The sequence below is a fragment of the Streptomyces sp. NPDC087215 genome (genome assembly GCF_044744885.1).
In the GTDB taxonomy this organism is placed as follows: domain Bacteria; phylum Actinomycetota; class Actinomycetes; order Streptomycetales; family Streptomycetaceae; genus Streptomyces.
Genome location: NZ_JBIUZD010000006.1, coordinates 218,343 through 237,003, shown reverse-complemented (window position 1 = coordinate 237,003; position 18,661 = coordinate 218,343). Strand labels below are relative to the sequence as shown.

General features: G+C 72.2%; 17 protein-coding genes. 6 read left to right on the top strand and 11 right to left on the bottom strand.

The genetic code is table 11. From position 1 onward, the window contains the following. Positions 1 to 232: 232 nt before the first annotated feature. Both ACIO92_RS18590 and ACIO92_RS18585 read left to right on the top strand, forming a co-directional pair. Positions 233 to 1,828: a sulfite oxidase gene (locus ACIO92_RS18590; RefSeq protein ID WP_402282042.1), complete on the top strand. Its 1,596-nt coding sequence runs from the start codon at positions 233 to 235 to the stop codon at positions 1,826 to 1,828. Between the two features lie 152 nt (positions 1,829 to 1,980). After that, positions 1,981 to 2,631 carry a fasciclin domain-containing protein gene (locus ACIO92_RS18585; RefSeq protein ID WP_366441849.1) on the top strand — a complete coding sequence of 217 codons (651 nt, stop codon included), beginning with the start codon at positions 1,981 to 1,983 and terminating at the stop codon, positions 2,629 to 2,631. A 192-nt stretch (positions 2,632 to 2,823) separates the two neighbouring features. Here the strand turns inward: ACIO92_RS18585 and ACIO92_RS18580 are convergent, their stop codons facing one another. After that, positions 2,824 to 3,186 (bottom strand): hypothetical protein, encoded by a 363-nt coding sequence (locus ACIO92_RS18580; RefSeq protein ID WP_366441898.1) that lies wholly within the window; start codon positions 3,184 to 3,186, stop codon positions 2,824 to 2,826. Between the two features lie 312 nt (positions 3,187 to 3,498). Here ACIO92_RS18580 and ACIO92_RS18575 point away from each other — a divergent pair, with 312 nt between their 5' ends. After that, positions 3,499 to 4,935: a carboxylesterase family protein gene (locus tag ACIO92_RS18575; protein WP_366441848.1), complete on the top strand. Its 1,437-nt coding sequence runs from the start codon at positions 3,499 to 3,501 to the stop codon at positions 4,933 to 4,935. Between the two features lie 115 nt (positions 4,936 to 5,050). Further along, complete coding sequence (locus tag ACIO92_RS18570; protein WP_366441847.1) at positions 5,051 to 5,752, top strand: RraA family protein; 702 nt, start codon at positions 5,051 to 5,053, stop codon at positions 5,750 to 5,752. Positions 5,753 to 5,838: 86 nt separating this feature from the next. Here ACIO92_RS18570 and ACIO92_RS18565 read toward each other — a convergent pair whose 3' ends face one another. The 8 genes from ACIO92_RS18565 to ACIO92_RS18530 all read right to left on the bottom strand — a co-directional run bounded on the left by ACIO92_RS18565 (position 5,839) and on the right by ACIO92_RS18530 (position 13,616). Next, on the bottom strand, positions 5,839 to 6,276 hold the full coding sequence (locus ACIO92_RS18565; protein WP_351785088.1) for an OsmC family protein: 438 nt from the start codon (positions 6,274 to 6,276) through the stop codon (positions 5,839 to 5,841). A gap of 687 nt (positions 6,277 to 6,963) precedes the next feature. After that, the gene (locus ACIO92_RS18560; RefSeq protein ID WP_402282045.1) at positions 6,964 to 7,227 is read right to left on the bottom strand and encodes a hypothetical protein; all 264 of its coding nucleotides are present in this window, start codon (positions 7,225 to 7,227) and stop codon (positions 6,964 to 6,966) included. A 118-nt stretch (positions 7,228 to 7,345) separates the two neighbouring features. Further along, complete coding sequence (locus ACIO92_RS18555) at positions 7,346 to 8,104, bottom strand: ATP-binding cassette domain-containing protein (RefSeq protein ID WP_366441846.1); 759 nt, start codon at positions 8,102 to 8,104, stop codon at positions 7,346 to 7,348. Continuing rightward, positions 8,101 to 9,120, bottom strand: a complete 1,020-nt coding sequence (locus ACIO92_RS18550; RefSeq protein WP_366441845.1) for an iron chelate uptake ABC transporter family permease subunit — start codon at positions 9,118 to 9,120, stop codon at positions 8,101 to 8,103. The genes ACIO92_RS18555 and ACIO92_RS18550 overlap by 4 nt, the downstream gene beginning before the upstream one ends. Beyond that, positions 9,113 to 10,075, bottom strand: coding sequence for an iron chelate uptake ABC transporter family permease subunit (locus ACIO92_RS18545; RefSeq protein WP_366441844.1), 963 nt, complete (start codon positions 10,073 to 10,075; stop codon positions 9,113 to 9,115). Before ACIO92_RS18545 ends, ACIO92_RS18550 begins: the two co-directional genes overlap by 8 nt. A gap of 77 nt (positions 10,076 to 10,152) precedes the next feature. Further along, positions 10,153 to 11,106 carry an ABC transporter substrate-binding protein gene (locus ACIO92_RS18540; RefSeq protein ID WP_401237177.1) on the bottom strand — a complete coding sequence of 318 codons (954 nt, stop codon included), beginning with the start codon at positions 11,104 to 11,106 and terminating at the stop codon, positions 10,153 to 10,155. A 753-nt stretch (positions 11,107 to 11,859) separates the two neighbouring features. Beyond that, positions 11,860 to 12,117 (bottom strand): hypothetical protein, encoded by a 258-nt coding sequence (locus ACIO92_RS18535; RefSeq protein ID WP_402057274.1) that lies wholly within the window; start codon positions 12,115 to 12,117, stop codon positions 11,860 to 11,862. A 407-nt stretch (positions 12,118 to 12,524) separates the two neighbouring features. Beyond that, positions 12,525 to 13,616 carry a hypothetical protein gene (locus ACIO92_RS18530; protein ID WP_402057277.1) on the bottom strand — a complete coding sequence of 364 codons (1,092 nt, stop codon included), beginning with the start codon at positions 13,614 to 13,616 and terminating at the stop codon, positions 12,525 to 12,527. A gap of 717 nt (positions 13,617 to 14,333) precedes the next feature. Between ACIO92_RS18530 and ACIO92_RS18525 the strand changes: the two genes are divergently transcribed. Together ACIO92_RS18525 and ACIO92_RS18520 are read left to right on the top strand one after the other, a co-directional pair. Further along, a complete protein-coding gene (locus tag ACIO92_RS18525) occupies positions 14,334 to 14,498 on the top strand; it encodes a hypothetical protein (protein WP_402057280.1) in 165 nt (54 codons plus the stop codon). A 242-nt stretch (positions 14,499 to 14,740) separates the two neighbouring features. Further along, positions 14,741 to 14,905 carry a hypothetical protein gene (locus ACIO92_RS18520; protein WP_402282049.1) on the top strand — a complete coding sequence of 55 codons (165 nt, stop codon included), beginning with the start codon at positions 14,741 to 14,743 and terminating at the stop codon, positions 14,903 to 14,905. Between the two features lie 709 nt (positions 14,906 to 15,614). On the opposite strand, the gene ACIO92_RS18515 is transcribed toward ACIO92_RS18520, so the two are convergent. Both ACIO92_RS18515 and ACIO92_RS18510 read right to left on the bottom strand, forming a co-directional pair. Continuing rightward, positions 15,615 to 17,261 carry a nickel/cobalt transporter gene (locus ACIO92_RS18515; protein ID WP_402282051.1) on the bottom strand — a complete coding sequence of 549 codons (1,647 nt, stop codon included), beginning with the start codon at positions 17,259 to 17,261 and terminating at the stop codon, positions 15,615 to 15,617. Beyond that, complete coding sequence (locus ACIO92_RS18510) at positions 17,258 to 18,601, bottom strand: tetratricopeptide repeat protein (protein WP_402057288.1); 1,344 nt, start codon at positions 18,599 to 18,601, stop codon at positions 17,258 to 17,260. The genes ACIO92_RS18515 and ACIO92_RS18510 overlap by 4 nt, the downstream gene beginning before the upstream one ends. Between the last annotated feature and the right edge of the window lie 60 nt (positions 18,602 to 18,661).

Sequence of the window (18,661 nt, the reverse complement as noted above, 5' to 3'; positions counted from 1 at the left end):
CGAGGCGGTCGGCTCGATGAGAAGCCTCACCCGGGATTCGGAGCGGAACCCCCGATGGACGGGCTCTGCCCGGACGGCGCGGGCCCAGGTCGCGGGCCCGGCGGTCCGCCCTCCCCCCCCAGGTCGGCCGAGGCGCTGAGGGTCCGTCGGGTCGAACACCCGGTGCCGTCACCGCGACAGCGGCTCTCACTCGTTCGGATGACCGGCCCATCCGCCGTGCGGGCGGCGCCGAATGCCCGTCGTGATCAGCTTCCGCACCATCATCAGCAGGGCGTGGCCCGGGGCTCTGGCCGGTCTGGCCGCCGCGTTCTGCGCGCTGGCCGTGGCCGAACTGGTCGCGGGGCTCGTGCGTCCGGCGGCCGGACCGGTCACGGTGGTGGGCGGGGCCGCGATCGACCGGACACCGCCCGCGCTCAAGGACTTCGCGGTCCGCACCTTCGGGGAGAACGACAAGACGGTCCTCCAGCTCGGCATCCTCGCCGTCCTGGCCCTGTTCGCCATGGGCCTGGGCGTCGTGGCCCTGCGCCACAGGCGCACGGGCACCCTGTGCGTCCTGCTGTTCGGGCTGGTCGGAGCGGTCGCGGCACTGACCCGGCCGGACGCGGGTCCGGTGGACGCACTGCCGTCCCTGGCCGGAGCGCTGGCCGGCGCCGCCGTGCTCCATCTGCTGGTGTCCAGGGCCGGATTCCGGCCGTCCGGCGGCGCGCACCCGACGCCGGACGGCGGTGGGAGCAGTGGCTGGAACAGGCGGAGCTTCCTCACGGCCACCGCCGCGACGGTCACCACGGCCGCCGGAGCCGGAATCCTCGGACGGTTCCTGGGCGACCGGCGCTCGCAGAGTGCCGTGGCCTCCCGCAACGGTCTCGTCCTGCCCGCCCCGGCGTCCCCCGCCCCGCCCGTCCCGCGCGGCGCGGGCCTGAGAATCCCCGGGAGCAGCCCGTTCACCACACCGAACCGTGATTTCTACCGGGTGGACACCGCCCTCGTCGTCCCGAAGGTCGACGCCTCCACCTGGCGACTGCGGGTCCACGGGCGGGGCGTCACCCGCGCCCGTACGTTCACCCTGGCCGACCTGCTGGCCCGGCCGCTGATCGAACGGGACGTCACGCTCACCTGCGTGTCGAACGAGGTCGGCGGACCGTACGTCGGCAACGCCCGCTGGCTCGGCGTCCCCCTCGCCGCCCTCCTCGCCGAATGCGGCGTGAAGCCCCCCTCGCGAGGCGGCCCTGCCGATCAGCTCGTGGCCCGGTCCGTCGACGGCATGACGCTGGGAAGTCCCGTCGAGGACGTCATGGACGGGCGGGACGCCATGCTCGCCGTCGGCATGAACGGCGAACCGCTGCCCTTCGACCACGGCTTCCCGGTCCGCATGGTCGTCCCGGGGCTGTACGGGTACGTGTCGGCGTGCAAGTGGATCGAGGACATCGAGCTCACGACCTTCGACGCGTACGACGCCTACTGGGTGAAGAGGAGCTGGGCGCGCCGGGCCCCGATCAAGACCCAGTCCCGCATCGACACCCCCAAGCCGTTCGCCCGCCCGGCCACCGGCACCGTCATGGTCGCCGGAGTCGCGTGGGCCCAGCGCCGCGGCATCACCCGTGTCCAGGTCCGCGTCGACGACGGTCCCTGGCGGGACGCCGACCTCGCCGCCCAGGACACCACCGACACCTGGCGCCAGTGGTCCTACCCCTGGCGGGCCACGTCCGGCGGACACACCCTCACCGTCCGCGCCACCGACGGCACCGGCCGGGTCCAGACGGAGAAGCGCACCCGCACCGTCCCCGACGGAGCGAGCGGCTGGCACGGCGTCTTCGTGACCGTCACCTAGACCACCGGCCCGACGCCCCCTGCCGGGCCGGACAGCACCACCACCCCGACCACCCCGACCGCACGACCACGCAGACCAGCACCACAGATCAGCACCACTCAACCCCGACCAGCACCACCACACTCATCACGACCCACCGAGGAGCACCGCCCATGAACACCCTGCGCATCCGCCGCACCGCGATCGCCGTCGCCGCCGCAGCCGTCCTTCCCTTCGCGCTGACCGCCTGTTCCGACTCCGACAGCGGCACCACCGGAGCCGCGGCGAAGAGCGAGGCGGCCGACCAGGCCAGGACCGACCAGACGCCCTCGGGCGACCCGATGACGACGGACCAGCCCTTCGGCCCCGCCTGCGCCTCCGTCCCGAAGAACGGCGCCGGGTCCTTCGACGGCATGGCCCAGGACCCGGTGGCCACCGCCGCCTCGAACAACCCGGCCCTGTCCACCCTGGTCACCGCAGTGAAGCAGGCCGGTCTGGTCGACACCCTCAACAACGCCAAGGACATCACGGTGTTCGCGCCGACCAACGAGGCGTTCGCGAAGATCCCGAAGGCCGACCTCGACAAGGTCCTCGCCGACAAGGACACGCTCACCAAGATCCTCACGTACCACGTCGTCGGCCAGAAGCTCACCCCGAAGCAGCTGGAGAACGGCTCCTTCGAAACCCTCCAGAAGGGCATGATCACCACGAAGGGCTCGGGCGAGAGCTACACCGTCAACGACACCGCCAAGGTCGTCTGCGGCAACGTCAAGACCTCCAACGCCAACGTCTACATCATCGACACCGTCCTCATGCCCAAGTAACCGGCCCGGCAGTACGCGTACACGGCCCGCTCACGTCGGCGAGACGGCGGACGGGCCGTCACCGCGTCCCTCCGGCCGTCCGTGGAGTCCACCGACGACGACCGGGGACCGGGCGCGGTGACCCGTCGGGCCGGTGGGCGAGGCACTGCGGATGTACTGCCACCAGGCCGCGTCCGTCCCCGCCGAAGGGGCTCAGCCGTAGGCGTCGGTCACACAGTCGGCGGCGCACCGCCAGTGTTCGAAGCGCCTGCGCAGCGCCGCCGCCGCGTGGCAGCGTTCCACGTCCGGATAGCCGTACCGCTCCCGGGTCGTGCGCACCACGTCCTCGACCGTGACGATCGCCGGTTCGCCCTCGCCCGCCGCCCGGCGGGCCGCCGCGATGACCTGGTCGGCCGCCCGCTGGAGGTCCCGCGCGTACTCCCGCTGGGCCACGGACCGCGCCCGTGAGGCGGCGAACGGACGCACCGCGCGCCCCTTCCAGAGCACCCCGGCGGTGATCAGTCCCACTCCGCACAGGGCGATGAGCACCCCCACCACGGCACCGTCCAGCCCCATCACGGCCGCCCTTCTCCCCGCACGGCGCCCCGCGCGCGCGTCCCCGAATTCTAGGGCGGCGTCCGGGACCTGCTCCTCTCCGTGCCGGGACCCGCCGCTCCCCGTGCCGAGGCGGGCAGGGGAAGGCGGGGGAAGGCAGGGGAAAGAGGGGCGGGGGAGGGGGAGGGTGGGGAGGGCAGGGAGGGGAACGCCCGGCAGCGGAGCCGTCGCGGGCGGTCTCGGCGGTGTCAGTCATGTCGTTGACACGTGTAACTATCCGGTGGCAGGCTCGTTCCCAGGCCCGTGTGCCCCGCGCAGAAGGAGCAGCACCCCATGAGCACCACCGTCACGACCGTCCGTGGTCCCGTCCGAGGGGAGCGACGCGCCGACGGCAGCCTCCGCTTCCTCGGCATCCCGTACGCGCGACCGCCCGTGGGCGACCTGAGGTTCGCCGCGCCCGTACCGCCCGAGCCGTGGACGGAGCCCCTGGACGCCACCGCGTACGGGCCGACCGCGCAGCGCCGCCCCTTCGCCGAGGTCACCACCGTCCCCGAGCCCTCCGTGCCGGGCGCCGGGGTCCTCAACCTCAACGTCTTCACCCCCGCCGCCGACCCCGGGGCCGCCCTGCCCGTCCTCGTCTGGATCCACGGCGGCGGCTACGTCGCCGGTTCGGCGGCCAGCCCCTGGTACGACGGGGCCGCCTTCAACCGTGACGGCGTCGTCCTCGTCTCCCTCGGCTACCGGCTCGGCATCGAGGGCTTCCTGCACCTGGAGGACGCCCCCGACAACCGGGGCGTCCTGGACTGGATCGCCGCACTGGAGTGGGTGCGGGACAACATCGCGGCCTTCGGCGGCGACCCCGCCAAGGTGACCGTCGCCGGACAGTCGGCGGGCGGCGGCGCCGTCCAGACCCTGCTCGCCGTCCCCCGCGCGAAGGGCCTCTTCCGGGGCGCCCTCTCCGTCTCCGGCGCCCTCCCGAGCCCGGACGGCCCCGAGGTCGCGCGGGCCGCCTCCCGCCTCCTCACCGCCCGCACCGGCCTGCCCGCCACCGCCGCCGCCCTCCGCGACCTCGGCGACGACGAGATCCTCGCCCTCCAGGACCGGCTGTCCGAGCCGGGGCCCGACCGCGCGGGCCTGCCGCCGATGCTCTCCCTCGCCCCCTTCGCCGACGGCGAGTTGATCCCGGAGCCCGCCCAGGAGGCGCTGACCGGCGGGGCGGCGGGCGACGAGGTCCCCCTGATGCTCGGCTTCACCGCCGACGAGTTCTCGATGGTCCCGGGCCCCGACGGCCTGCCGGTCGAAGCCGTGCTCGGCGCTCTCGGCCTCGACCCGGCCAGGACCGGCGCGTTCACGGAGGCGTACGCGGACACCGCACCCGAGCGGCTCTTCGGCCGGGCACTCACCGACGTCATGTTCCGCGCCCCGTCCCTCGCCCTCGCGGAGGCCCGCGCCGGACGGGGACGCCCCACCTGGCTCTACGAGTTCGCCTGGCGCTCCCCCGAGTCGGGGCTCGCCTTCCACTGCCTCGACCTGCCCTTCGCCTTCGACCTCCTCGACGCCGAGGGTGTCCGCGCCGTCGCGGGGGACGCGCCGCCGCGCGCGCTCGCCGACGCCGTCCACCGCGCCTGGGTCGCCTTCGTCACCCACCAGGATCCCGGCGCCGACTGGCCCCGCTACACCACCGAGGACCGCGCCACCCGGATCTGGGACGCCGAACCCCGCACGGCCCACGACCCGTTGGGTCACGTCCGCGCCCTCTGGCTGGACTGACCGCAGGACGCGGGAAGCCCGGCGGACCCGAGCGGGAAGCCGGACGGTCCGTGCCCGCTCCGCCCGGTAGCATCGCGCGGTCAGCGCCCGCACCCGCTACGGAACGGAACGCCCGATGCCGAAGGACCTCGCCGGATTCGCCGGACTCTCCACGCCCCTGGTGGCCGACGCCTGCGTGCGCCTCGGGGAACCCCTGCGGGCCGCGCCCGCCGGAATCCTGCCCGTCGTCGACGGACAGCGCGTCGCCGGACGGGCCCTGCCCGCCCGGCACCACGGCAGCGTCGACGTCTTCCTGGAGGCCTTCACCCGCGCCGAACCCGGTGACGTCCTGGTCATCGACAACGCGGGCCGCCTCGACGAGGCCTGCGTCGGTGACCTCGCGGTCCTGGAGGCCGGGGCGGCGGGCGTCGCCGGGGTCGTCGTCTGGGGCCTGCACCGCGACACCCCGGACCTCGTCGGGATCGGGCTGCCGGTCTTCTCGTACGGACGCCACGCGCCCGGCCCGGTACGCGTCGACCCCCGTGACCCGGACTCGCTGGACACCGCCCGGTTCGGCGCGCACGAAGTCACCTCCGACGACGTCGTCTTCGCGGACGACGACGGCGTCCTCTTCGTCTCCGCCGCCCGCGCGGACGCCGTCCTGGAGACGGCCCACGGCATCTTCCGCACGGAACGCGAACAGGCCCGCCGCATCAGGGCGGGGGAGACGCTCCGCGCGCAGACCGGGTTCGACGCCTATCTCGCGGCGCGGGCCGAGGACCCCTCGTACACCTTCCGGCGGCATCTGCGCCGGACCGGCGGCGCGATCGAGGAGTGACGGCCGGGCCCGGGATCCCCGGGCCCGGGGATCCCGGGCCCGGGTCACGGCTTCCGGCGGCTCCGCGCGTCGGGGCGGGCGGGGCCTCAGCCTTCGAAGCCGACCGTGCCGTCCGGCAGGACGGCCTCCACGCGCGCGCCGTGCTCCACGGTCCGGCTGACCGTGCAGAACTTCTCGTGGGTGAGGCGCACCCCGCGCGCGAAGACCTCGGCCGCCCGGGGGTTGTTGTCCGGCAGCTCGAACTCGTAGCTGACCCGGATACGGCCCACCCGGCCGTCGTCCTCGGGCCCCGAGACCGACTCCACCACGATCCGGAGGTCGTCGTGGTCCACGGCCCTCGCCGTCCGGTCCACGACGAGCCCGCCGCAGCCGCCCATCGCGGCGAGCAGCAGTTCGACCGGCGTGAACGACGGCTGGGCGTCCGCGTCGTCGGCCGCGGCCATCCGGACCTCCGCGCCCCGGTCGTTGCGGGCGGTCCAGTTCCGGTACCCGGTGCGGACGGTCTCGATCCGGTAGTCGGCCATGACGGCGGTCTCCTTCGCTCACGAATGCTCCCCGTACGGTACGGGCGCCCGCCCACGCAACCCCACCGGCCCCACCCGTCCAAGCGGACGCGCCGACCACAGGACACGCCGAGAGCGGGCGACCCGTCGAGCCGAGGGGGCGGGAGGCGTCGGCCACGGGCCACCCCCGTACCCCGGGGCATCGCTCACGGGGCCTGCCGAGAGCGGGAAGCGCCGGTCACGGGACCTGTCGACGGGACCTGCTGACGTTCGGAGGCGTACCGGTCACAGGAATCGACGACACCGGGAAGCACCGACCGTACGGGCCACGCCGACCACCGAGCGCCTCGGCCCGGCCCCGGCCGAACGTGTGACAGAAGGAGCGGTCGGGGAGCACCGCGGCCGGTGCTCCCCCCTCACCTCCGGCTCACCGGTCGTTCGACAGCGGCCCGTACGGCTCGGCGAACGGCCCGCCCGCCCGGACCGGTTCCTCGAAGGAGCCGTCCTCGCTGATCCGGCCCCGCTCGGACGACCAGGACCGACAGTGCCGTGGACGCCGTCTGCAGCGCGACGAGCGCGGCCCCGGCCGCCGCCATCTCCATCCACCCCGACACCACCAGCGCGCCCAGCGCCGCCCACGTTCCTATGAGGAACACCCCGCTCAGCGAAGCGGCGACCACCGAGACCGTATATACAAGGGGGGCGCCCCTATGAGCCTGCTGTCGATCTCCTCGCACTCCCGCGTACCAGCCCCGCAGGTGCCCTCCGCATCGTGTTCGCGCGGACCTCGCTCACCCGCTCACTGACCGTCGGGTGCCCGCGCATCATCCCCCTGATGTTCCGCGGCGCCAGGTTCTGGTTGTGCAGCCGGTGGTCGAGCCGGGCCGCGACCACCACCCCCGGCCCGCGCGGCAGCACGGACGTCACCAGCACCACCACCAGCGGGTGGACCACCGCGAGCACCGACGCCACCACCGGAGCATCACGCGGGCCAGGTCGGTGCCGGAGGGGCCGGTGTCGGTGGTGTCCGGCGGCGCGAGGGTGACGCGCGACGCCCTCCGGGTCCAGGCGGGCGTCCTCCGGGACCGGTTCAGCGGTAGTAGACGGCGGTCCGCCTGCCCTCGACCTCGTGGATCTGAACCGGGGTGTCGAAGACCTCGCTGAGGATCTCGGCCCGCATCATGCCGTCGACGGTGTCGGACGCCGCGATCTTCCCGTCGCGCAGGGCGATGATCTGGTCCGAGTAGGTGGCGGCGAAGTTGATGTCGTGCACGATCAGGACGACGGTCTTGCCCAGTTCGTCGGCGGCCCTGCGGAGCTGGCTCATCATCCGGACGGAGTGCTTCATGTCCAGGTTGTTGAGCGGCTCGTCGAGCAGGACGTAGCGGGTGTCCTGGGCGAGCACCATCGCGACGTAGGCGCGCTGGCGCTGGCCGCCGGAGAGCTGGTCGAGATAGCGGTGCTGGAGGTCGCCGAGGTGCAGGAAGTCGAGGGCTTCCTCCACCTTGACGATGTCGTCCTTGGTGAGTCGGCCCCGGCTGTGCGGGAAGCGGCCGAAGGAGACCAGCTCCCGGACGGTGACGCGGGCGGTGAAGTGGTTCTCCTGACGGAGGATGGACAGGATCTGGGCCACGTCGCGGGACTTGGCCCGGTGGACGTCGACGCCGTCGACGGTGACGGTGCCCGAGGTCGGTTCGTCGAGCCTGCCGATGATGGTCAGCAGGGTGGACTTCCCGGCGCCGTTCGGGCCGACGAGGGACGTCACGCCGCCCGCCGGGATCGTCCCGGAGACCGGTCCGAGCACGGTGTGGTCGCCGTACGACTTGCTGATGCCGGTGAACTCGATCACAGGGTGCCCTTCCGCAGGAGATGGAGGAGGAAGACCGCCCCGCCGAGGAACTCGATGACGACGGTGAGCATGCCGGAGGCGTAGAAGACGTGTTCCATCACGAACTGGCCGCCGGCCAGGGTGAGTATGCCGATGAGGAACGCCAGGGGGAGGACGACGGCGTGCCGGTGGGTGCCCGCCATCTGGTGGGCCAGGATCGCGGTGACGAAGCCGAAGAAGGTCATCGGGCCGGCGAGCGCCGTGGCCATCGCGATCAGCAGGGAGACCATCAGCAGCATCACCGTCAGCTCGCGCCTGTGGGAGATGCCCAGGTTGGTGGCGGTGTCCCGGCCGAGGAGCAGGGCGTCGAGCCGGTAGCAGCGCCGGAGGACGACGATGCCGACGGCCACGCAGACCACGGTCGCCACCGGCAGATACCCCGGCTCGGCGCTGGTGAGCCGGCCGAAGAGCCGGGCCGACAGCACATCGAACTCGGCGGGCGACAGCAGCCGCTGGAGGAAGTCCGACAGGCCGCGGAAGGCGAGGCCGAGGACCACACCCACCAGCAGCAGCACATGGAGGCTGCCGTTGCGGCCGGAGAAGAGCCAGCGGAAGAGCAGCATGGTGAAGCCGACCATCAGCAGGGTCTGGGTGACCAGCTTCGGCATACCGTCGGTGACGGCGAGCACACCACCGCCGAAGAAGGCCACCATCAAGGTCTGCATCAGGATGTAGACCGCGTCGAATCCCATGATCGACGGGGTCAGGATCCGGTTGTGGGTGATGGTCTGGAAGACCACGGTGCCCACGGCGTGGCAGAACGCCACCACGGCCATGGTCCAGAAGATCGTGAGCCGTCGTTCGAAGGCGAAGTCGAACGAGCCCTCGATGAAGAGGAAGAGATAGCCGAGCGCGGCGACGGCGGCGAGGACGGTCGCGAGGGCGATCCGCGCGACCGGCGGAAGCTTCCGGCGGCCCGGGGCAGCGGGATCCGCCACGCGCGCCGGGGCGGCGGCGGACGCTGAAGTCTCAGACATGGGCCTTCTCCCGCTGACGCAGAATCATCGCGACGAACACGAGCGCACCGACGGCGCCGAGCACCACCGTCGCCGGGATCTCCAGCGGGAAGACGACGGTCCGCCCGACGAGATCGCAGGCGATCATCAGCGCCACACTGGACAGCACCACCCACGGCAGATTGGCGCGGACGTCGTCGCCGCGCGCCATCGAGACCAGGTTGGGGACGATCAGCCCGAGGAACGGGATGAAGCCGATCACGACGGTGGTCACACCGGTGGCCAGGGCGACCATCACCAGGCCGGTGAAGAGGATCCGGCGGTACGGCAGCCCCAGACTGGTGGCCGTGTCCCTGCCGAGACCGGCGATGGTGAACCGGTCGGCGAGGAAGTACAGCCCGACGACGATGGCGCCGACCACCCACAGGGGTTCGTAGTTGCCGCGGACGATGGAGCTGAATCCGCCGGAGCGCCAGGTGGCGAGCATCTGGAGCAGATTCTGCGACGAGGCGATGTAAAGGGTCACCGAGCCGACCAGCGCGCCCAGCATGATGCCGACGATCGGCACGATGACCCGGGACGTGAGTGCGATCCGGCCCAGCACGATCAGGAAGACGAGGGCTCCGGCGAAGGCGAAGGCGCTGGCGGTGGCCATCTTCACCAGGGGCGAGGCAGCCGGGGTGAACAGGGTGAGGAGCAGGATGCCGAGGGCGGCCCACTCGCTGGTGCCGGTGGTCGTCGGCTCCACGAAGCGGTTCTGGACCAGCATCTGCATGATCACACCGGAGACGGCCATCGCGGCCGCCGCCAGGACCAGGGCGATGGTTCGCGGCACCCGGGAGATGAAGAACATCTCCCGCTCGTCGGCGTCGGTGAACAGACCGCGCAGGTCGATGTCGTAGCCGCCGACGAAGAGGGACGCGGTGACCAGGGCGAGGACACCGAGCGTGGCCAGCAACAGGGGTATTCGGCGCATCGGGCTTCCGGGACGGGGGGAGGTGTACGGCCGTCCCGGCCCCGTGTCGGGGGCCGGAACGGCCGGCGTGGAAGGAATCAGGCGGCGTCGAAGGCGGTCGCCACCTGGCCGAAGGCGTCGGTGTACGCCTGGATGCCCTCGGTCAGGTAGAAGTCGTTGTCCAGGTAGATGACCTGGCCCTTGGTGCGGAAGGTGGTCTTGTCCCAGGCGTCCATGCCCTCGATGACCTTCTTCGCGGCGACGGCCTCGGTGCCCTCCTCGGCGCCCACGGCGGCGTCACGGTCGAGGACGATCATCCAGTCGGGGTTGAGCTTGGCGATCGTCTCGGGGGCGAGGCCGGAGTCGTTGTGCACGGAGGTGCTGTCCTCGCCCTCGGCGCCGAGGACGTTCTTCAGGTTCAGCGGCTGCGAGAGACGGCCGATCCGGCTGGCGCCGTTGTCGACCTTCCCGGCGCTGGCGACGGCGAGGAAGACCGTCTCGCCCTTGGTGGACGTGACCGCGTCCTGCTCGGCCTTGGTGAGGGCGCCGACGATCTCCTTGGCCTTGGCGTCCTGCCCGAAGACCTTGCCGAGGGTCTCGGTCTGGACCTTGAGGGCGTTGACGTAGCCGCCCTTGGCCTCGTCGGACGGAGCCACGTCGATCGTCTTTGCGATCTTGGCCAGCTTGGCGTGGTGGTCGGTGAAGCGGTAGCCACCGACGATCAGGTCCGGCTCGCTCGCGTTCAGGGCTTCGAACTTGGGCTCGCGGTGGGTGCCGACGTCCTTGATGGAGGAGTCGTTCTTCCAGTCCTCGAACCCCTCGTTGGGCAGCAGCCCCTTCGGCACGGCGACCGGCTTGATCCCGAACGCCTTCAGCGTGAGGAAGGAGGTGTTGTCGAGTGCGGCGACCCGGACGGGCTTCAGCGGGACCTTCATCTCGCCCTTGGCGGTCGTGATGGTGACCTCGCCCTGGGGCTTGGCCGAATCCGACTTCTCATCGGACGTGCCACAGGCGCTGAGCAGCAGACCCGCGCACAGGACCGTACTGGTCACAACGACGCTCTTGTGAAAACGGACGGTACGCACGACGGACGACTCCTCAGTCAGACAGGTGCCCCGGCGCCGGAAGGCGAGGGGACCACGAAGATCTTGCTTTGGTGAGCCTAACCTAAGTTTTAAGATCTCTTGACTATGGGTTCACGTATCGAATCGGCACATGTCGAACTCGGGCGGTCGCGTCCGGGCGGCGGGAGACCCGGGCGGCCCCTCTCCGGCCCGGCATCACCGGTGCGCGCCGGTGGTGGGTCGTGACCGCGCCCTCGGCTGCTGGGAAGACCTTGTGCGCTGACGCGTCCTCCGCGGCCTCAGGACCGGCTGCCTCCAGGTCGGCCGGGCCGGTGATCTGCTGGAACTTGACCCACTCGGCTGAGGTGCCGCCCTCGCGGGGCCGCGCCGAGCCCACTCCTGCCGTACGGCGGACTTCGGTGAGCGCCAGGTCCTGCTGCCGGGGCCGGACGGTGACCGGCGTGCGCCGAGGGCGTGCCGGTACCGCCCGAAGGGGTGTCCTGCCGCATCTTCACCGGCTCGGCGGCGCGGAGCCGTGCGGACGACGGGCGCGGGACGGGCGTGGCCCGACGGCCCTTCTCCGGTGTGGTGTCGGTGTTCCGCTGACGCGAGTGGCGTGTCGGCGGAATTCAGCGGAATGCCGACACGCATGGCGATCGACGGCGTGGAGCACTCCGAGCGGAAGTGGCGGGCGGAGGCTGCTCTGCAGGAACGGTACGGGAGTTCTGGCGGTCCGATGGGTCACAGGCCGGAGAGGGTCGACGAGGCGGCGGTGGCACTCGACGGCTTCGGGGGCTGCTGCCGCCCTGCGAGGTCCCGGCCCGGGATGTCCTTGCCGCGCTGACTCGGGTGGCCGAGGCCCGCGAGCGGTTGGACCGCGAGGAGTTGGAGCTGATCCGTGCCGCCCGTGAGCGTGGGGCGTCCTGGCGGAAGGTTGCCGACGCTCTGGGTCCGGGGGTGCGGCGGTCCGCCGAGGGGCGGGCACTTCGGCTCGGACATGCGATCGATGGCGCGGCAGGGGCCGTGACGTTGCCGGGTAGTGCGTGGAGAGGGCGAGCCAGGGGGCCGCCGACGCGTGGTGCGCGGCTCACGGGGACCGGATCCGGGACAACGCCGAGAGCCTCTTCGGCAGTGCAGCCGCCTGGCACCACGAACTGGACGCTCCGGCCCTCGCAACCGAGCTGAGCAGGCTGTGCCGCGCCTTCGACGGCCCTGTCACCGAGCCGCCGACCGCAGCGCGGCGCAGGGCGCGTGGGCAGGGGTGCCGTGTAGTCACTGGCTGGTGACCAGGATCCCGGCCGGGGTCCTGATCTGCGGTTCGCGGACGGGTCACCGGAACCCGTGTGCGGAGGCAGTGGAGCGTCGTGAGGGTGCGGCGGCCGTCCCGACCGGAACCGGCCGGGACGTCAGGAGAAGTGGCGTACGAAGACGTCCGACTTGCCGTTGGTGTCGCCGGGCACGATGCCATCGGCGGTGGAATGGAAGACGACGTCGTGGCCGCCGGAGCTGACCGCGTCGACGCCGGCCGAGGCGGGCTGGTCCGAGACGCTCTCGTCGGCGCCTGTCCGCAGGTCGCGCAGGGTGAGGGACGAGGGGCCGGTGGTGCCGGTCGGGGCGTACAGCAGGTAGCGGCCGGTGGGGTCGATGGCCACACCGCGTACGTTCGGCACCAGTTGGGCGGCGCCCGACGCCACGTCATGGACGTACGTGTCGACACCCACGCGGTAGACGATCTTGCTGGCGTCGTCGCTGAGCTGGACGAACGACGCGTTCACGGCCGGGCCCTCGATCGGGCCGGCGATGGTCTCGGCGACCCGGTCCCGCAGGTAGACGTCATGTGTTTCGGCGTCCTGGTAGGCGACGTAGCGGCCGTCACCGCTGATGGAGGGCAGGGACGGGAAGGTGTGGGGGAGGTTGAAGATCGTCTGCTTGCCGCCGCCCACCAGGTCCTGGACCTCGATGCGCTGGCGGTCGGAGAATCCCGGCCTCTTGATGAGGACGACGAGGACGACGTAGCGGCCGTCCGCGCTCAGTGACACCTGGTTGCAGCTGTCGGCCTGGCAGTCGGCGCTGATGTTGCTTCCGGTGGCCACCTGCTCCAGTCGGATCCGGACGTTCCTCATCCACTGCAACGGATAGGCGGCGTACTGACCGTCACCGCTGACCGTCGGGGGCTGTAGCGGTGTCTGGGAGCTGACCCGCTTGGTCAGCCCCGTCTGCTGGTCGCGGAGGTAGGGCGCGTCCCCCGCTGACGGGGTGTCGGAGGTGAGGTTCGTCGCCCCCGACTGGAAGACGATGTGGCGGCCATCGGGTGTGATCGAGGCGCCGGTGGAGTCGCCGTTGGCCGGGACGCTGCCGGGCGCGGCAGTGATCAGCCCGACCGTGGTGGCGCGGTCGGTCGCGACGTCCGCCCCCGCCCTGGTCTCGGCCGAGGCCGCTCCCGGCAGCACCGCCGTGACCGCGCACACCACAACCGCCGTGCTCAGGGCGACGCGCACGCGTCTGGTGGTGTTCCTGTTCGTCCTTCTCCTCATTTTCCCCCCACTCAGGGCATGATTCCTCCTCCATTTCACTGCTGGAGGACCACGGGTATGCAAGCGCGATGGCGCTGTGCGGTCAATGAGTCGTAGGGCCGGGCGACGGGGTTTCAGCCATGGGAGAGCGGTCCCGCTCCACCACCGCGCGGCGGTGCCCGCGGCCGGCCGGTGGCCCGCCCGGAAATGCCATCGCGGCCGATGGGTCATCGTGGTGCGCCGTGGGCATGTCGCCGCCCGGTGCGCGGTGCGGACCCTCCGGACGGCCGGACGGGATGTGCGGGACATGGCCGGGAACCGGGCCGGGCGCGGGTGGCTTCCGGGGTGCCGTGGCCGACGGCGTCGGGACCGCCCGGCAGTCCCTCCCGGGCGATCCGCAAGAGCCGGGTGACGCCGACGGTCAGGTCTACGCGCCCTGGTCTCCGGCGGCGAGGTGGGGGCCGAAGTGCTCGGCGAAGCCGAAGGCGTGCCCGGTGACGAACCGCTCGGTGCCGACGAGGAACCGGGGGGCAGACGGACCCGCCCCCGGGCGCGGGCATCTTAGCGATTTCTCGCCCATGTGAGAGGAAGGGGTGCGACGTCGGAAGGTTCTCGGCGCACAGAGGTCGGTCACTGCGGCGATGGGATGGTCAGTCGCTCTTCCTGCACGTCGGATGGGTCGACACGACTACGGGGGTGTCGGTGTTCGAGATCGAGATCCTTTTGAGTCAAGCCGTCCCGGCGGTCAGCGCGGCTGTGAGCGCCTACCGCGCCACGGTGCTGACCCGAGCCGAGGACGAGGCCGTCGACGCCACCGTGCGTCTCGGGCGGCGCCTGCTGGAATCGGCTGCGCCGGAACGACCCTGATCGCCCGGCGCGGGATGCGGCGGTGACGGATCTGGCGGAGACGGACGGCGACCGGGACGCAGTGGCCGCCCTGTGCCTGCGGATCCGGCAGGCGCTGCGACACTCCTCCCGAACCGCGCGGAGCCAGCGGCTCTGCTGCCCGTGCCGAGGGCGGAGACGAGCGGTGAGCGCACGATGGCCGTGGGCGGGGACATGACGGGGATCGTCTCCACCGGGGACGGCGTGACGAACATCGTGCGCCGATGAGTACCGCCGGGACCCCGCCACAGGGCCGGACCCGGAGGCCTGCTCCGGCGGACGTGGCCGCCTCCGTCCCGGGTGCCCGCGAAGCTGTGGCCGACGTCAACCATGGCATCGTCAGCCAGGATGACAACGCCGTCGATCTGGTGTCCCAGGAGGACGGCTAGGCCCAGGTTCCCCCGCGTCAGCCCGAGGTGCTGGCCGCGCCCGCCGACGTCAAGCTGTTCGGCCGTAGGGCACTTGCGGACACCGTCGTCTCCCAACCGACCGAAGGCACGAGCGTCCGACCGTACGGGGACGAAGGCGTCGGCAAGAGCGCGGTCGCGGACGCCGTGCACCAGCGCCCGCGCGCCCGCGGGGCCATGCGCTTCGCCCCCGAACCGGGGAGCCCCGGAACCTTGGCGAGCCCGTACGAGCGCCTGGCTACGGTCTTCTTCGGCCACCGCATTCTGCGCGAGGCCGACGAGACCGAACTCCGCCGGGCCGTCGCCGCCATGGACGGCGTGCGCATCACCGCCGCCGCGAAGGCGGACGACCCGGCCGGGCAGTCCGTGTTCAGGCAACGGGCCGTCACCTTCAACGAGAAAGCCGGCACCAAGGAGGCGGAGACCTTTCAGGCCGACACGCATCCCGATGTGGTGGCTGCCCCGGAGAACGGCAAGAAGCCGCGGGACGGGATCCAGAACCCGCGGGCCCTCGGTTCGGTCTGCCCCACCACCGCCTGGTCCTCTACGGCCTCGCACCTTCACCAGGGGACCTGGAGCGCGCCGACTTCGTCGCGGCTCACGCGGCCACGGCGCGGAGCGCCCTCGCGGTGCCGACCGACAGATGTCCGTCGGCACCCCGGCCTCGCTGGCGAGTCGTGGTCGGCTTCGATCACATGCTGGAGGCGGCGCGGGCAGCGAGGCCGATGCCGACCAGGAGGACGAGGGCCGAGGTGGCGGCGGGGCCGATGCGTCCGAAGGCTTTCAGCAGGGCGGAGGCCTTCCCCGCTGTTCGGGAGCTGATCCGGTCGCGCAGTCGTACCAGGAGGAGTCCGGCGAGGGTGAGGGTGACCGCCATTCCGAGGCCGTAGCCGATCACGAGAAGGACCCCGAAGGCCGTTCGGCCGAGTGCGACGGCTCCGAGGAGGACGACCAGAGCCGAAGGGCTGGGGATGAGACCGCCTGCGATGCCGATCCCGACCAAGGGCCAACGCCGTCGTGGGGCGTGGCCGTGGTGGTGGGCTTCGCCGTGGTGGGTGTGGTGGTGGTCGTGCTCAGGCGCTGTGCTGGTCCTGGTCAGTACGGCGGTGGCTCCGGCGGCCGGCACGGTGTCGGGGGCGTGCCGTGAGGACGGGAGCGTGGGCTGCGGGGCGTGACCGTGCCCGTGGCGGGTGCCGTGGGTGTGACCGCCATGGGTGTGGCCGTGTCCGGCACGGTGGTGATGGCTGTGGCGGTGGTGTCCGTGCTGGTGTTCCCGTCCTCGGAGGGCGGAGTGCAGAAGCTGGATGCCGATGGCGGTGACGAGGAGACCGCTTGCCAGGCCGAGCCAGGTCAGGACGGTTTCCCCGGCGAGGTGGGTGGCCAGTGGGAGGGCGAGGCCGAGGGCGAGGACGCCGGTGGTGTGGGTGAGGGTGACGGTGGCGCCGACGGTGAGGGCGTCTCGGGGTGTGCCGCGGCGGCCGGCGAGGTAGGCGGCCATGATGGTCTTGCCGTGACCGGGCATCGCGGCGTGGGATGCGCCGAGGACGATGGCGAGGAGCAGCGCGAGCAGGCCGACGGGGACTGTCAGTTCGCGGCTTCCGACGAGGTCGCCGAAGACCGCGGAGACCTGGTTCAGCATCGCGGTGACGGGACCTGCGCCAGGCAGTCCCGGCGGCACGATCCGGGCCGCGGGCCCTTGCCCGGGTGTGGTCCGCAGCTCGGCGGTGCGCTGGTCGAGCGGGGCGGAGAGAGGGTCCTGCGGGTAGTGGCGCAGTCGGTCGGTGGCGGAGAGCGCCGGGACGGTGGAGCGGGTGAGGGTGATGCCTTCGCCGCGGGCGGTGATCTCGTGCCAGCCGATGCGCTGGGTGTCGTAGTGCGTGGTGACACGGACACGGGACGGCGAGGTGAGGTGGGCTCCGGCGGTGAGTCGGCACGTGAGACGGCTGGTCTCGAGCCCGGCCTCGCCCGGGTGGAAGGTGAGCCTGTCGGTACCCCGGTTCCACCGGAGGCCCGCACCGTCCACATCGGCAGCCACCTGCCCGGACAGCGTGCCGCACGCCCGGTCCGCGTAGACGTCCTGTTCGTCGGCGGTGATGTTCCCGTCGTGGTCGCGGTCGATGAACAGGCGCTCCTGTGCCGTGGCGATCTCGGCGCGGTCGACCACGATCTCGGTCTCGACCGCGTCGGGACGCAGAGTCAGGCTGGTCGCGTAGTTGACGGTGAAGTTGCCCAGCGGATGCGCGGCCGCGGGCACGGTCGCGGCGAGCAGGGCGAGCGGCGTGAGCAGGGTGGCCGCGAGCGGGGCGGCGGCTGCGCGCCACCGGGTGCGGAGGTTCATGGGGTCTCGTCGATTCGCCGGATCGCTTCGCGCGCCGCGGGGGCGTGCAACGGGTGGAAGGTGGGTTCCAGGGCCAGAGCCCGCTCAAGGTCGCGGCGGGCGGCCGTGGTGTCGCCGAGCGCCCGGTGGATGGCGCCGCGGTGGTAGAGGAAGAGCGCGCTGGGCGTACCGAGCGCGAGGGCCTTGTCGGATTCGGCCAGCGCCTCTTGGTCGCGGCCCGCGCGGTGCATGGCCCAGGCACAGGCGTCGTGGACTGCGACGAACGGCCTCTCACGGACCGCTGACTCGGCCATGGTGACGGCCTGCCGGGGGTTGCCGTGGTCGGCTTCGAAGAGGATCGCGTCGACGTCGGCGGGCGTGCCCGCGGCCTGGCGGAGCGTTTCCTGGGCACGGAGGACCGCGTACTGGGCCTGGGCCAGATCCTGGTGTCCGAGGGACTGCTGGAGATCGCCGAGTCCCAGGAGGTACTGAGGCAGCGGGGCCGCCGAGACCGCCGCGGTGTAGTCGGCGACCGCCTGCTCCCGGTTGCCCGTGGCAGCGTGGGCTCTGGCTCGGGCTTCCAGGAGGCCCGCGTCACGCGGCGCGACGGCCAGCCCGGCCTGTGCCTGCCGAAGGGCGGTCGCCGCATCGCCGCTCTCCAGGGCGAGGGAGGACAGGTGGGTACGGGCGAAGGCACGTTCGTCCGGGGTACCTGCCGCCCGCAGCGCGCGCTCCATCAGGGTCGTGGCGCGGCGAGTGTCGCCGCGGAGCTCGGCCGCGTAGGAGGCACGGGCCAGGGATGAGCTGTCGGGGCGCAGGTCGGCCATCTTCTGGATGGCTTCCTCGGCTTCCTCGTACTGGCCGAGCTGGGTGTGGGCATCGGCGAGGACCCCGTACGGGGCGGGGGTGAGGGGGCTGGTCGCGACAGCTTTGCGGGCCCAGGTCAGTGCGTCGCGGAACTGGTGGCGGGCTGCGCAGAGGGCGCCCATGGCGAACTCGGCGTGCAGGTTCTCGGTCGGCCGCAGGGCCAGGGAGCGGCGCAATGCCGTCTCCGCCTGGGCGTAGGCGGCCTGGTCGGCGGTGGTGCGGGCCTGCCGGACCATGGCCATGCCGAGGTCCGCCCAGCTGACCGGATCCCTCGGCAGCCGCTTGACGCGCTCGCGCAGCGCCTCGATGCCGCGCCCCTGGCCCGTCGAGGACGGGGCAGACGAGGGAATGTCCGGTGTGCTGGAGCTTGACGGGGACAGGCCGACGGCGCCGACGGTGAACATGACCACGCCCAGGGCGATGGTGATCGCGGCGCTGCGCACGTGTCTGCGGTGCCGGATCGTGGGGGCGGGTTTGTCTGCGGGCCGGTGCACGGGATCCTCCCTGGTGGAATCGTCGAAGGGCTCCGGGCGGGCACCGGAGGACCGGCCTCG